The organism is Marinomonas sp. THO17, assembly GCF_040436405.1.
In the GTDB taxonomy this organism is placed as follows: Bacteria; Pseudomonadota; Gammaproteobacteria; order Pseudomonadales; family Marinomonadaceae; genus Marinomonas.
Window position 1 is genome coordinate 3,263,528 of sequence record NZ_AP031575.1, and the last position, 14,438, is coordinate 3,277,965.

The window sequence follows — 14,438 nt, forward strand, 5'->3', positions numbered from 1 at the left end:
GGGAGCAGGCAATGGATAAAGCATTATATTTGGCGATGAGTGGAGGCGTGCAGACTATGAATGCACAAGCCATTCATGCCAATAACCTAGCCAATGTGAATACCACTGGATTTCGTTCGGATTTTGAGCAAGCCCGCGCTATGCAAGTCTATGGAGACTATTACCCTAGCCGTGTTTACGCTATGACGGAGAATCCAGCTACGCGATATACCCAAGGGGATATGATTCAAACAGACCGGAATCTGGATGTGGCAATCAATGGTGAAGGCTTTATTACGGTTTATGATGAGAATGGTCAAGAGGCGTATACACGTGCCGGTGACTTGCAAATTAATGCCGCTGGGCAATTAGTAACGGGACGAGGTTTGCCTGTTGCCGGTGTTGGAGGCCCAATTTTTCTTCCGCCGGTAGATAACATAAATATTATGGCAGACGGTTCCATCTCCGTGGTTCCACAAGGTGGTGCTGCTAATGAAGTGGCGGTGATCAATCAAATTAAGCTGGTAAACCCAGACAGTCAAAATATCCGTAAAGGTCAGGATGGTTTGATACATACCAAGAATGGCGAGTTTCTTGAGCCCGACCTCAATGTTCAGTTAGTCAGTGGTTTTGTTGAAGGCAGTAATGTAAACGCGGTTGAGGAGATGACGCACATTATGAACTTGGCAAGGCGTTTTGAAATGAATGTCAAAATGATGGATACAGTGAGTGAGAATGGCAATGCTTCTGCGCGTATTTTGCAGCGTACCGCTTAACTAATATTTGATTAACCAATCAATTTACAGATTAGAGAAAGAGACAGTTATGAATTCAGCATTATGGGTAAGTAAAACCGGCTTGAGTGCTATGGACAAGCAGCTTAACGTGGTTGCCAACAATTTGGCGAACGTTTCGACTACTGCATTCAAAAAAGACCGTGCGGTATTCGAAGATCTTATGTACAAAACGGTTCGTGCACCAGGTGGATTAAGTGCGCAAAATGCTGAGCTGCCTTCAGGCTTACAGTTGGGAACGGGGGTAAAGGTTGGCGCAACACAAAAAGACTTCTCTAGCGGCGATTATAATATGACGGATCGTCAGTTAGATATTGCCATTCAAGGGAAAGGCTTTTTCCAAGTGGTACAGCCTGACGGAACCATGGCTTATACTCGTGATGGTAGTTTTCAGTTGAACAGTGAAGGGCAAATCGCTACGTCCGGGGGCTTGGTGTTGGAGCCTGGAATTCAGATTGATCCTAATGTGTTAGAAATTATTGTCGCGGACGATGGCGTGGTTTCTGTCAGAGTGAGTGGTGAGACTGACCCTCAAGAAGTTGGGGCAATTAACCTGGCGGGTTTTATTAATCCAACTGGTTTGAACTCAATTGGGCAAAACCTCTTTACTGAAACCAATGCCAGTGGCCCGCCAATTGTGGCTGCTCCAGGTGAGGACTCTCTTGGTTCTTTAGGGCAAGGCATGTTAGAGGCATCTAACGTGAATTCCATCGAAGAATTGGTAAATATGATTACCACTCAGCGTGCTTACGAGATGAATTCGAAAGTTATTTCCTCAGCGGATGGCATGATGAGCTTTGCGATTCAGCAGTTATAATGAAGAGTAGTGGATGATGAAGATTAAACTTTTTCTATTGGCTTTACTCAGCTCTTGTCTTACCGGTTGTTTGACTTGGGATATTGATCAGCAGGCGGTGGCGAATGCAGCGGCTGCTGGAGCTGTTGGGGCTGTGGCAGAGGCCGTGGCTGAAGCTGTTGCAGATAATAATGAAGCTGATGAAGAAGAGGAAGACGCTGAAGAGCCGAGAAAGGGGTTTGTGCCGGATCCTAATGATCCGCTGAATGGTCCAGAAATAGTGACAGCTATTGAACAAGATGATCCGTATTACACACCAATTTACCCGAATGATATGACATCGGCGCAAGCACCAACGGGTGGCATTTATCAGACGTCTATGGGGGATGTTTTCTTTGGTGATCAAAAGGCCAGTAAAGTCGGCGATATATTGACGATCAACCTAAATGAAACCACGACTTCCACAAAAGCGAATGCGGCGTCTGTGTCTAAATCCTCTTCTGCGACCATTGAGAACCCAACGGTGCTTGGTCAGGAATTAAGAATGGATACTAGCTTGCCACAACAAGGGACAGATTTTTCCGGAAACGCGTCAGCAAACCAGAATAATAGTTTAAGTGGTACTATTACGGTAACGGTATATAAGACCTATTCAAATGGTTTGCTGGCAGTACGTGGCGAGAAGTGGTTACGCTTGAATCAGGGTGATGAGTATATTCGCTTTTCAGGGCTAGTACGTAAACAAGATATTTCGCCTAATAATACTGTTGAGTCACAACGTGTTGCGGATGCGAGAATCACATACTCAGGTACGGGTGAAGTGGCTGCTGGTAGTGAACAAGGTTGGGTAAGTCGTTTATTAAACTCAAGAGATATGCCTAATTAGTAGAATCAGCTAACGTGAGAGAGAAAAATAAGAAGCAAGGTCTTTTTAAAATGGGTGACCGAATGAAACGTATTGTATTGTTGATCATGTGCCTTTGGGTGGTTTCTGTTCAGGCCGAACGCTTAAAAGACATTGCTAGTGTGCAAGGGGTGCGCGATAACCAGTTATTTGGTTACGGACTGGTGATTGGTTTAAATGGTACGGGTGACAGTACACCATTCACCAATCAAAGCTTTGCGAGTATGTTGTCTCGTTTTGGCGTTACCTTACCTGAAGGGGTGAGCGCTACTTCACAGAATGTGGCTGCGGTTTCCCTTACCGCAACCTTACCAGCCTTCGCTAAACCGGGTCAGAAAATTGATGTGACAGCTTCGTCTATCGGTAATGCCAGTGCGTTAAGTGGCGGAACTTTGTTGTTGTCCACATTAAAAGGAGCAGATGGTGCTGTGTATGCCATCGCTCAAGGCAATGTGGTCGTAGGCGGTTTGGGGGCTAACGGTGCTGATGGTTCTCGTATTTCAGGTAATGTGCCTACTGTTGGGAGAATTCCTAATGGGGCGAGTGTGGAGCGTATAGTGCCCAGTAGTTTTAACCGTGGAGATACTCTGACATTTAATTTGAATCGTCCCGATTTTACTACCGCCAAACATGTTTCTGACAAGATTAACGATTTGCTGGGGGCCGGTGTGGCAACGACTCTTGATGCGACTTCGATCCGAGTATCCGCGCCAAGAGATCCTAGCCAGCGAGTAACCTTTTTGTCGATATTGGAAAACTTGGAAGTGGATGTGGCCGAAGAGCGTGCTCGTATTGTGGTGAATTCACGAACCGGTACCATTATTATTGGTCAGCATGTTAAGGTCTCACCTGCCGCTATTACTCATGGTAGCCTTACTGTCACCATCACAGAAGTACCGCCACAAGTCGGGCAAGATGGTACGGTGACGGGCGGAGAAACCATTGTTTCTCCTCGAGCTGGAATTGATATTGCCGAGGACAGTGGGCATATGTTTATGTTTGATCCCGGCGCGTCGTTGAATGATATTGTTCGTGCCGTCAATCAAGTGGGTGCGGCTCCGGGAGATGTCATGGCGATCTTGGAAGGATTGAAGCAAGCAGGTGCGATTAACGCTGATCTGGTGGTGATTTAATTATGATCAATTCAGTACCACCCAAGCAAGACTTCTTTGCTGACTTTTCCTCTTTGACGGATTTAAAAACCAAAGCTAAGAAGGATCCAGATGCTGCGTTGCAAGAGGTTGCCCAGCAGTTCGAGTCGATTTTTATTAATATGTTATTGAAGAATATGCGCAGCACTAATGAGGCAATTGGTGATGGCTTATTTTCAAGTGCGCAGACCAAACAATATCAGGACCTGATGGACTCTCAGATGGCACAAAGTATGGCCAAATCAGGAGGCATAGGTTTGGCAGATGCCCTAGTGCGTCAATACCAGACGCAGCAACAGAATCGTATCAGTCAGCCTGAGGCATCGGGTCTTGATGATACAGAATTTCTTAATCAAGTTGCCAAGCAAGATATGATTCGCATTCAGGCGCTTGCAAAACAAGCTTCTTCTGAGTTTATTGAAGCCATTCAGCAAGAAGGCGACGTCACAGAAAGTCAGCAGCTGAGTAAGCCTTCTGCTTTATCTGTGGTGTTTCGTTCCCCGCAAGAGTTTGTGGATACCTTGTGGCCTTATGCACAACAAGCAGCTGAAAAGCTTGGCGTCAATCCTAAGGCGATTCTTGCACAAGCCGCTTTGGAGACGGGCTGGGGGAAATATCCAATCGCTAAAGAGGATGGTACGGCAAGTTTTAATTTGTTTGGTATAAAAGCGGATAATCGTTGGTCTGGTGATCGTGCTGTGGTGAGTACTTTGGAATTTCGTGATGGGGTTGCGCAGCGTGAGAAAGCAGCCTTTCGAGCGTACGATTCTTTTTCTCATAGCTTCAATGATTATGCTGATTTCTTGACTTCCAGTGAGCGGTATAAAGATGCCTTAGGTGCTGGAGACGACGCGTCAAAGTTTGCCGCTTCCCTGCAATCTGGTGGTTATGCTACCGACCCTCAATATGCTCAAAAGATAGATAACATCTTGTCTAGTCAATGGTTTGAGCGTCTTTAGAAAGAATTTTTTGGGCTTTTTATTAAGTTGGTAAGCTTCTTGCTATCTCTAGCTATTGTAGGAATTTTTTCTGCAATTTGATTTTTAATTTAGGCTAGAGGTGTGAGCTATGAGCTCAAATTTATATTCCGTTGGTTTGTCTGGGCTCATGTCCAGCAATGCTCGTATTAATACTACGGGACAAAACACGACCAATGTGGATACGGAAGGTTACAGTCGTCAAAGAACCGACACGGTGAGCTCACCTGTGGGCGGCGTTGTAATCCGAGATACCTCTCGTCTAGTTGATAATTTTGTTAGCCAACAAGTTCGTACAGATACTTCTAAGCATTCATACTATGATGCTTATTTGTCGATGATTTCCACTTCAGATAGTTTATTGGCTGAAGACAGTATTTCTTTGAATACCTATCTTAATAATGCTTTTGATGCTTTGCAGACGGCAAATAATGACCCAACGTCTGCTTCTCTAAGGGCATTAACTTATTCCAGTTTAGAGAATTTGGTACAGCAATATAAGGTGTTGTCCAGTATTGTCAGTGATCAGGAAGGCTTGATTGATGAGCAGTTAGGCTCTTCTCTTGACGATCTAAATGCCATTACATCAGAAATATCAAATTTGAATAAGGCCATCTTAAAAAACGAAAGCTTTTCTATTTCTCCTGCGAATGAATTACGAGATCAGCAAGAAGTATTAGCTAAAAAATTATCCGAGTATTTAGATGTTAAAATCCAATACAATGATGATGGCTTGATGTCGGTTCAGCTGGCGAATGGACAGCCCCTAGTAATGGATAAAAATACCACGGAATTAGTCGTTCGTCCTAATGCTCTTGATCCCAAAAAAGTCGATTTGATGGTTAACTTTGGGGATTATGAAGTCGGATTAAAGACGGAAAACTTAGGAGGTAGCCTTGGCGGTTTGATCGACTACCGTTCTGAATTTAGTACATACTCTGACAGAACATTAGGCCAACACGCAATTTCAATGGCAGATGCCATGAATACGCAAAACAAAAAGGGTGTTGATGCGAATGGACAGCTTGGCCAAAACCTATTTACTTTAGGTGAAATTAAGGTTTTTTCTTCAATAGATAACCTTGATAAGGCAGAAAATATTTCGGTCAAGGTTGCCGATGGGCAATCCAGTAAAGTGTCCATGGACACTTTTGAGTTGACTCGAACAGATGATGATTACTTTGTTATCAAAACAATCGACATGAATGGTAAATATATTGGTCAGCCTATTACATTAGACTTAGACAATTTACCTAAAGACAGTAACGGCTATTTTAACATTGCCGAACTTGGTCTGGATTTGCGTTTATCAGACATTGATGACATTGATTATGATGACATATTCCGTTTTACGCCAACTGAAGGGGCTGCTTTAAACTTAAGCATGTTCGCTAAGAATGGTGAGGCATTGGCGTTGGGAGCACCTTTAGCAGTAAATACAAGCTCAAATAATTTATCTGATGCTCGAATTTCGCTTAGCACAGTCACCAATACAAACCCAAATTCTTCAGCTTTTGCCTCTGATGGAAGTCTCTACCCGAGTGCTCCCCATCAAATTTATTTCACTTCACCAAGTTCTTATGTGGTTAGAGACGCGTCTGGTGTTGAGATTGCCTCGGTGAAAAATGTCACTCAGTATACCAGATTGCTTGAGCAGGCTGGTTTAGCAGAGGAGGCCGGTTTTGATGTATCCGTTTCTTCGAAACCAAAACGTGGGGACGAATTCACCATATCTACCGAGAATTTGGGGGTATCGGATAACTTTAATGGTCTGGCTCTTGCGGCCTTACAAACTAAAGATATCGTTGCTGGTAAAGCGACGCTCATGAAAGCATTTTCAGGTTATATCTCTTACGTTGGGAGTAAGACTGCGGAAGTAGAGGGACATGCTGATGCCACTCGAATCGTTATGGAGGAAAGTGTTGCGCGTCGCGATAGACTTTCAGCGGTGAGTTTGGATGAAGAGGCTGTTAATTTATTAAAATATCAGCAGTCTTATTCAGCGTCTGCGCAAGTAGTAACAGCCGCTCGAACAACGTTTGAAACCTTGCTTGGTATTATGAGGTAATGTTATGCGAGTAACGAATAATTTGATCTATGATCAAGCAAGTAAGTCGATCAGTCAGGGAAATGATAAAGTTCTTGATATACAAAGAAAAATTTCTGCTCAGACAAACATAATTAAGCCCAGTGATGACCCTGTTGGGGCGAGTCAAATTTTGTTGTATGAGGGTAAGAACCGTACCTTGCATCAGTATGACGATGCGATAAAAATGGCGAAGGGGAACTTGGAGTATCAAGAAGTCGCAATGGAAGGTTTGAATGATTATTTGGATTCCGCTCGTACGTTATTCATTCAAGCTCAAAATGACATCAATACCCAAGAAGATATTAACGCTATCGTTCATGAAATCTCTTTGATTACCGAGTCTATGGCGGACCTCATGAACTCTCGCAGTGCTGATGGTAGTTATATTTTTGCCGGTACGGACTCTCTTAGCCCTGCTTATATGCTGGGCAGTGATGGGCGTTACCATTGGTCAGGTAATGAAGGACAAAAATACGCTCAAATATCGGAAGACTTAAGAATCCCTGTTACCAATTCTGGCAAGTCTTTGTTTCAAGATATTTGGACCAACCCAACCTTTACCTCAAAATTAATATCTGGCAATGTTCTGCTGACAGATAAGGTTCAGGATCAGGCTGACTTTGATAGTTTTATGGACAAACACTATGACCCTGAAGAGCCGAATTTAAATAAGTATCAGCTGATTACTTCTTATCCTGAGGTCAATGATGCCAGTGCAGGTGATGACCTTGATTATCGCCATGTCAATGTTGCCGAGGATGATTATCAATTTTATACTGGAAAACAAGCAGACTATGCGATTATGAACAGCCAAGGGGAAGTGATAGATTCAGGTCGCTACTCCATTGGTAAGCCTATTGTATTTGCAGGCATGTCTTTTATATTAGAGGGCGCGCCAGAGGCGGTTGTTGATATCACTCTTAACCAACCTAAAAAAGATAATGTATTAAATCAAATCAAGGATTCACTTGCTGTATTAACGGATGTGAATTCTACACATGAGCAACGAGAAGATGCCTTCTTTAGTGCGACTTACAGTATTAATGAAGCACAGCAACGACTTGGTGATAGTCGTTCTGAAATTGGTGCGAGATTGAATGTTATCAGCGATAGGGAAGATTTCAGTTCAGCAAATCGCCTGAATAACGCAGTAGCGCAACATCGTGAAGGTGAGTTAGACATGGGCGATGCTGCTACGCAATTGTCAATGAAAGAAGCCGCATTGGATGCATCGCAAAAAGTATTTTCACGCGTCAGTAATCTATCGTTATTTAATAAAATGTAATCATGCGGAGTACAAGCTGAGCAATGTCAGCATTTAAAATAGAATCATGTTTTGGGGCTGATATTAATGTTGGTTACTTTGATGTTGAAGAAATCCTCGACATCATGAAAATTAAATCGCAAGTCCTCGGTAGTAAACGCATTAAAAGCCTTATTAGAATGCATGGTAAAAAAGATCGTATTGTTGGTATCGCAATGCGTCAAGTGGCTTTTGAGGTACTTCGCACATCATTGGATGAAGCATTCTTACCTTACGACCCCTATTTTAATGATGGTACTTTGCTGAATAGTCGTCGTGAACGTTTGTACGATGCCCAAGAACGTTTTTTGATTTTGTGCATGTCTTTGGTTGCTGGGCGCTCTGTGCGTAGCCTAAAAAAGCTCAATCCAGGTTTAAGTACAAAAGATCTTAGATCCAAACATGGCCGTGGACAGAGTTTGTTTCGTTATTTCCGTCAAGAACTGAATGAACAAACCCGTGAACAAGTTTTGTCTTACAAAGCGCGTATGAATAACAATATGGAAGGCGCTGACGGCGAAGCGAAATTGACTGAAGAGATGGCTGCTGAGCAAAAAGCTCGTGCTGCTTTAATGAAGAAAGCGCCTAAAGATACTCGTTTCATTCCCACTAGTTTTGATGATGAAGTAGTCACAGGGCTGAAAATTTTCCGTGATGGCCATGAGTTGCTTGCACAACAGGTAGAAAGTTTTAAACGTGGTCAGCAATTAGATGTTGAGGCGTTGAAGAAGTTCTGTCGTCGCTTGATTGATTCTCATACCCGCAATAATTTTGCTGTCATGGCGTTACGACATATAAAAGACGCTGATACTTATTTAGAGCAGCATGCTATTGGTATGGCTGTGCTGGGTATTCATTTTGCTAAGGCGATGCAGTTAAATAATGCTTATGTAGAAGTGATTTCTTTAGGTGCATTGTTATTTGATCTAGGACGTTTTCGATTGCCAGCAGCAATGATGGCAAAGACCACCAAAATGACTGATGGTGAATTTGAGTTGTTTCGCAAGCACATTCAATTTGGTGAGCAAATTCTGCAAAAGTGTGAGTCTGTTCCCAAAGCAGTGTTCCAAATGCTATACGACCATCATGAAAAAGTAGACGGCTCAGGTTACCCAGAAGGTAAACAGGGTCAAGAAATTTCTGTTTACGGTAAGATTGCCGCTATCATTGATGCGTATGATGCCATTACTTCGGAGCAAGCTCATAAACCTTCTATGGGGCCGATTAAAGCCTGCGCTAAGCTTGAACGTGAAGCCGGATTGGCATTTGATAAAGATCTAATCAAGGTATTTCTGAAAAGTATCGGTCCAGTTCCTGTGGGTTCTTGCGTGTCTTTATCTAATGGTCGTATTGGTTTTGTGCTTACTTTGAACAAAAATTTTCAGCCAAACCTGGTGCGTCAAGTATACAGCATTACCAGCAAAGCCTTTATTGAAGCAACTGATATTGAGCTGAACAAATCTGCCAATCTGAAATCCGATGTAGTGATCGAAGAAGGAGTCGATCCACAAGATTACGGTTTGCAGTTCATTAATCACATCTCATAAATTTTACCCTTTTCCTTAACAACCTTTCTCAATGTCTCTGTATGTTATTCCCTTACAGAGTATGGCGATCTTTTATCTCTATTTATTTTCCCTAAAATAAAACCATCTTAAATTTCCTTGAATGATTGGCTAGTCGAATAATAAAAGTTAATTCTTTTTAATCTTTTTTATTAAAGCTAAAAGAAAAATTGATTTTTTTATTTGAGTGGAATTCATTTGAAGGGTTTCTTTCGGCAAAAGACAGAAAAACTTTAATAAAAATTTTAATGTTTTTTTGGTCGATTTTTAACCATCAAAATTGCTTTTCCAAACTTGTTTATTATAGTTAAGTTATTGTTTTATATGAATTTTATTTTTTATTTCTCTATTGTATTGTAAAAAGTTTAAAGTTCCTTTTGTTTTGTTCGATAAATCAAGTATCGCCACAAAGAGCACTCTAATAAAACCAATTAGCTCTAAAGAAAAAAGCGAAAAAAACGTTAAAGATAAAAATCGAAATGACGATAAATTTAATAAGAGACAAAAGAAGCCTTAATAATTAATTAAACAAAAAGGCCGGTCTCTTTGATTAAAAAATTTAGGAGAGATTAAAATGGCTTTATACGTAAATACAAATGTGTCCTCGCTGAATGCTCAGCGACAACTAACCAGTAGTGGTAAGGCATTAGATACTGCCTTTCAAAGATTATCTTCCGGTCTACGTATTAATAGTGCGGGCGATGATGCAGCTGGTTTGCAAATATCCAATCGATTGACTTCTCAGATTAATGGTTTGAATCAGTCTGTTCGAAATGCAAACGATGGTATCTCTTTGGCTCAGACCGCAGAAGGGGCATTGCAAGAAACAACAAACATGCTTCAGCGTATGAGAACCCTGTCGATTCAATCTGCAAACGGTTCAAACGCGGACGAAGACCGTATAGCCCTGCAACAAGAGATGGGTCAGCTAGCACAAGAGATCAACCGAATTGCTGATATTACTACCTTTGGTGGCCGAAGCTTACTGGATGGAACTTATCAAGGTATTTTCCAGGTGGGGGCGGACGCTAACCAAACAATCAGTTTTTCCATGCAATACGGTGGTGTTAATAACTCCATTAACCTTGCTGGTAACGGTGGCTTTACTGTTTCAGGTTTAACTTCCGGTGTTCCTTATGAAGAACCAGAAAAAGAGCCTGTGCAAGTCATCCCAACTGAGGATGGTGGCTTTGTTAACCAATATGGTGATGCTGTCAATGAAGAAGGTCATTTGATTAACGAAAATGGCGAGTTAATAAATGAAGAAGGCAAGCTTGTTAATGAGAATGACGAGTTGATCGATGAAGAGGGTCGCCTAATTAATCAGCATGGTGTCTTGATTGATGAGAATGGTACACCAATCAATGAAGATGGTACGCCACGAGAAGATGTTGTTAATGAAGATGGCACTATTCTTAATGCGGACGGTACGACAACGCTAAATGATGGCAGCATCGAGTTCCCTGATGGTCGTGTTGTTCAGCCCGATGGATCCATTGTACATCCTGATGGAACCATTAATCATCCTGATGGTTCAATTACACAGCCTGATGGAACAGTAATAGAAGCTGAGAAAAAGTATGGAACACCACTGATTACAGCAGACTCTGTGTCTATTACGGATGTGAAAAACTCGCAAAGTATGATCGCATTGTTAGATGTGATGATTCAAGCGGTGGACTCTAAGCGTGCAGAATTGGGTGCGGTTCAGAACCGATTTAGTTCAACGGTTAATAACTTGTCCAGTATTTCTGAGAACGTATCTGCTGCACGATCTCGAGTACGAGATGCTGATTACGCTGCTGAAACGGCTGCGCTAACCAGTTCTCAAATTATTCAACAAGCGAGTTCTACGATTTTGGCTCAAGCGAATCAAAGACCGCAAGCTGCATTAGCATTGTTGGGAAATTAATGATTCAGTGAGGACCTCTCTACTTTAGATTGTACGTTAAGGTGTGAGCTCTTCTCGGATTATAGGCAACTTCTCTCTCCTAGAGGTGCCTTTTAGCCGGGAGATATTCTCCCGGCTTTTTTTATGGCCGAATTTTTTGAATCAGTATGTTTGTAAGGATGGAGCATTTACTAGAGTAGCGAAATAACATTTTCTAGTGGTAACTGTTTAGGCTAATGCCTTAATTATCTTGTTGATTGAGCTAAGAGATGTAGAGCTCAGTGAGAGTAGGTTAATTATGAGATTAGTTTAGAGGAGTAAATTGATAGGGAAGGTCCGAATAAATCCATTGATGACGGTGACTGTTGTTTTTGTTGCTTTAATCTTTTACCTCCATGAAGGGAGGCGTGTGGATAACTCTCTTATTCGAGGCAAGTTTCGCTGTCCAATATAAGCATATTGGCAAGAAGTTTAACAAAGAATAAAGAGAGCTTAGCCCACGCTCGGCAGCAAGCTTTTGCGCTGTCCTAATGCCCTATATCCATGTAGGTTTCCTTCGGGTCTTTCAGTGAAACGGCCTCTCTGTGTTAAGAGTGATTGAAAGGTATATTTCTGTCCACTCTTGTCTTGATAGGCCATTTCTCTGATCAGACTGAGGTTCAGAAGACTTATTCGCACCTTCCCTAGAGTTTAGGGCTCTTAGTTTTTTTTATGAATGGGTTTTATGAATAGCTTGTTATAGATAGGTTTTGATAGATAGCTTGTTGCTGAGGAAAGGGTAATTAAAGTGGCTGGGATTAAGAAGCTTGTTTTTTCACATTGGAAGCGTCTCAGTGTCTCAAGTAATTGACCTATGCATTGGACATCTTGACTAAAGTGATTGTGCTAAGAAAGCCATCATTAAAGCGGAGATAATCATAGGATAGTTTGAGACTTACAGTGAATAAATATTACTTAATTTGGGTATAAGTATAGGTGTTGAATTTGAGCGAGGATGCGTTGTGTATCGCGATTGGTTTGACCTAAAGATGGCGCTTTTGATGCTTTATAGCACGAAATTTAAGGTATCTATCCAGTACATACATAGGCCCAGTTAGTTTATAAGAGGCTTTTTAGTCGTCAATTTTCAAGACGAGTGAATTGCGTGAATTACAGAAGGATTGGCTGTGAAATTAAAGGTGTTTGTACGTGGAATTGGTGAAATCTGTAAGTCACGAGCCGTAAATATATGGCTGAGAGTGATTGATCAATATGCACTAACGAATGCTTGTGTCCATAAAATTGTTGTCAGAGTAAGAAAACAAACAGGTAGAGATTTGAAGAACTTAGGAAAGGTGCGAACAGGCCCATTGGCGAAGGTGAATTTTATTGTATTGCTCTAGTGACCTAGGTGCATGTAGGAGCAGTAAGGGGATAACTCACTCTTATTCAAGGCAAGTTGCGCTGTCCAATATATGCATATTGGCAAGCGGCTTATCAATGAATAAAAGAGTTTAACCCTCGCTTGATAGCATACTTTTGACTGTCCTCATCCAGGATTCATGTTGGTTTTGTGGGGCTTTGATAAAAGTAGGTTTTCTTCGCTAAAACGGAGCGAAAGGTATCAGCGTTTTTGTTCGTTTTGCTCTAGATTGTTTGTTTCTGTGATGAAGCTCAGATGAGGTGTTCGTGTTTCTCCAGATATCAATGTACAGAATCTGGAGTGAAGTTTGGTACGAGCTTATTGTCAGATTTTTTGTTATCAGGGGGTTACTAATAATGCTGTTTTTGACGGTAAAGGAAGTGAGCTACCCCTGGGTAAAACCAGATTTATATGACTCTTCTATAAAAGGGTTTTGATTGAGGTTAAACAGTATTCGGCCAGTTTAAAAGATGGTTGTTTATCTTGTTTTTTAATGAATTCGAATGAGATCGAAAAGGTGAATTTATAGCGAAACTTTAACGAAATACACACTCGAAGAGAGTGAAAAATACCCATACACGCAGTGTGCAAAGAGCTTGTGTCAGATGATGCGATCTCAAGTAGCAGTAATCCAGCGTTTACAGTCATAAGAAACCTGTTTCTAGGGTTTCAGTGTCTATTAATAGGGCTGTATTTGGGTGCGAAGCAATGGTGTCGATATGCGCTAGGTAATCGTTATGCCGAAAACTTTGTCTTGAAGGGACCTAATGAAAAGTGGGTGTACCAAGCTGAAAGTATTTTAACTGAGCATAATCAAGTGCTGGAGCAATTTGGCAGGGTAGCTTTGTGCCAAAAAAACGAGAGCATTATCGCCGAAATATCGGCTTTGATAAGCGGCTCTAGTATAGCGGATTTATTACAGGCTTCAAACTGCTTTGATAGGAAGCTTGTTGCTGGATTGAGCGAAATAAAGTGAGTCGCTAATTGGTAGTGGATGTCATTGCTCAGTTGTCATTGCCGAGTTGGCTCAAAAGGTCACTGACGATTCTGATGAAACTCAGTCTGGATTGTACTGATTGGGAGAGTGTCTGGAGCGTGTCTAGAGATGGTGCGAATAGATTGCTTTTGGCGGCGAGCTTGTGTGCTGTCCCAATGCTCTGCATTCATGTGGATCTGCTTCGGCTCTTTCAGAAGGCTGGTTGTTACTTTCTCTAACTCAAGGAGCCAAGTGACTCTTTGGACTGTGAGCAGAATAGGCGCGAAACCATGGAAGTTACCTTCTTTGTTAGTCGGCGGTGGATTTTAGTCGGCGGTGGATGTTTGCAGAGGGTAAACATCAAGGGATAAAGCTGTGTTGCTGGTGGGTAATGACGTATGACCTATGGACATATCGTTAATCGAGAAGCTTTTTAAGGCAAGACGAACTCGCCGTGCATTAGGCTGAGTGGTTATTGAACGGAGCAATAGCATGACGCAAAACAGAGGCTTTTGGGAAAGTGATTTTTCTCGGTATTTATTATGGCTGGGTTGCTTCTTGTTCGATTGGTTTTCGTTTTCTTATTTTTCTTATGCCAACTCAAGCTCAGT

At 41.9% G+C, this 14,438-nt stretch carries 10 protein-coding genes and 1 pseudogene; all 11 read left to right on the forward strand.

Going from position 1 to position 14,438, the window contains the following annotated elements:
- Positions 1 to 11 precede the first annotated feature (11 nt).
- The 11 genes and pseudogenes from flgF to ABXS85_RS15515 all read left to right on the forward strand — a co-directional run bounded on the left by flgF (position 12) and on the right by ABXS85_RS15515 (position 13,827).
- On the forward strand, positions 12 to 755 hold the full coding sequence (flgF, locus tag ABXS85_RS15465; RefSeq protein ID WP_353667422.1) for a flagellar basal-body rod protein FlgF: 744 nt from the start codon (positions 12 to 14) through the stop codon (positions 753 to 755).
- 49 nt (positions 756 to 804) lie between these two features.
- Positions 805 to 1,590 carry a flagellar basal-body rod protein FlgG gene (gene flgG, locus ABXS85_RS15470; RefSeq protein WP_353667423.1) on the forward strand — a complete coding sequence of 262 codons (786 nt, stop codon included), beginning with the start codon at positions 805 to 807 and terminating at the stop codon, positions 1,588 to 1,590.
- 13 nt (positions 1,591 to 1,603) lie between these two features.
- Positions 1,604 to 2,455, forward strand: a complete 852-nt coding sequence (locus tag ABXS85_RS15475) for a flagellar basal body L-ring protein FlgH (RefSeq protein WP_353667424.1) — start codon at positions 1,604 to 1,606, stop codon at positions 2,453 to 2,455.
- Between the two features lie 62 nt (positions 2,456 to 2,517).
- Complete coding sequence (locus tag ABXS85_RS15480) at positions 2,518 to 3,606, forward strand: flagellar basal body P-ring protein FlgI (RefSeq protein WP_353667425.1); 1,089 nt, start codon at positions 2,518 to 2,520, stop codon at positions 3,604 to 3,606.
- A gap of 2 nt (positions 3,607 to 3,608) precedes the next feature.
- Entirely contained in the window at positions 3,609 to 4,583 is a 975-nt protein-coding gene (gene flgJ / locus ABXS85_RS15485; RefSeq protein WP_353667426.1) for a flagellar assembly peptidoglycan hydrolase FlgJ, read from the forward strand.
- 109 nt (positions 4,584 to 4,692) lie between these two features.
- On the forward strand, positions 4,693 to 6,669 hold the full coding sequence (flgK, locus tag ABXS85_RS15490; protein ID WP_353667427.1) for a flagellar hook-associated protein FlgK: 1,977 nt from the start codon (positions 4,693 to 4,695) through the stop codon (positions 6,667 to 6,669).
- Between the two features lie 4 nt (positions 6,670 to 6,673).
- Entirely contained in the window at positions 6,674 to 7,975 is a 1,302-nt protein-coding gene (gene flgL / locus ABXS85_RS15495; protein ID WP_353667428.1) for a flagellar hook-associated protein FlgL, read from the forward strand.
- 23 nt (positions 7,976 to 7,998) lie between these two features.
- The gene (locus ABXS85_RS15500; protein WP_353667429.1) at positions 7,999 to 9,540 is read left to right on the forward strand and encodes an HD domain-containing phosphohydrolase; all 1,542 of its coding nucleotides are present in this window, start codon (positions 7,999 to 8,001) and stop codon (positions 9,538 to 9,540) included.
- Between the two features lie 592 nt (positions 9,541 to 10,132).
- Positions 10,133 to 10,612, forward strand: a pseudogene (locus tag ABXS85_RS15505) (flagellin); the annotation flags it as partial.
- A gap of 609 nt (positions 10,613 to 11,221) precedes the next feature.
- Entirely contained in the window at positions 11,222 to 11,470 is a 249-nt protein-coding gene (locus tag ABXS85_RS15510; RefSeq protein WP_353669784.1) for a flagellin, read from the forward strand.
- 2,075 nt (positions 11,471 to 13,545) lie between these two features.
- Positions 13,546 to 13,827, forward strand: coding sequence for a hypothetical protein (locus ABXS85_RS15515; RefSeq protein ID WP_353667430.1), 282 nt, complete (start codon positions 13,546 to 13,548; stop codon positions 13,825 to 13,827).
- Positions 13,828 to 14,438 lie beyond the last annotated feature (611 nt).

Bases quoted from the DNA above. Each gene is read 5' to 3' on its own strand.
- ABXS85_RS15500 (WP_353667429.1), top strand. From the start codon at position 7,999: ATGTCAGCATTTAAAATAGAATCATGTTTTGGGGCTGATATTAATGTT.
- flgF (WP_353667422.1), top strand. From the start codon at position 12: ATGGATAAAGCATTATATTTGGCGATGAGTGGAGGCGTGCAGACTATG.
- ABXS85_RS15480 (WP_353667425.1), top strand. From the start codon at position 2,518: ATGAAACGTATTGTATTGTTGATCATGTGCCTTTGGGTGGTTTCTGTT.
- ABXS85_RS15475 (WP_353667424.1), top strand. From the start codon at position 1,604: ATGATGAAGATTAAACTTTTTCTATTGGCTTTACTCAGCTCTTGTCTT.
- flgJ (WP_353667426.1), top strand. From the start codon at position 3,609: ATGATCAATTCAGTACCACCCAAGCAAGACTTCTTTGCTGACTTTTCC.
- flgK (WP_353667427.1), top strand. From the start codon at position 4,693: ATGAGCTCAAATTTATATTCCGTTGGTTTGTCTGGGCTCATGTCCAGC.
- flgL (WP_353667428.1), top strand. From the start codon at position 6,674: ATGCGAGTAACGAATAATTTGATCTATGATCAAGCAAGTAAGTCGATC.
- flgG (WP_353667423.1), top strand. From the start codon at position 805: ATGAATTCAGCATTATGGGTAAGTAAAACCGGCTTGAGTGCTATGGAC.
- ABXS85_RS15510 (WP_353669784.1), top strand. From the start codon at position 11,222: ATGATTCAAGCGGTGGACTCTAAGCGTGCAGAATTGGGTGCGGTTCAG.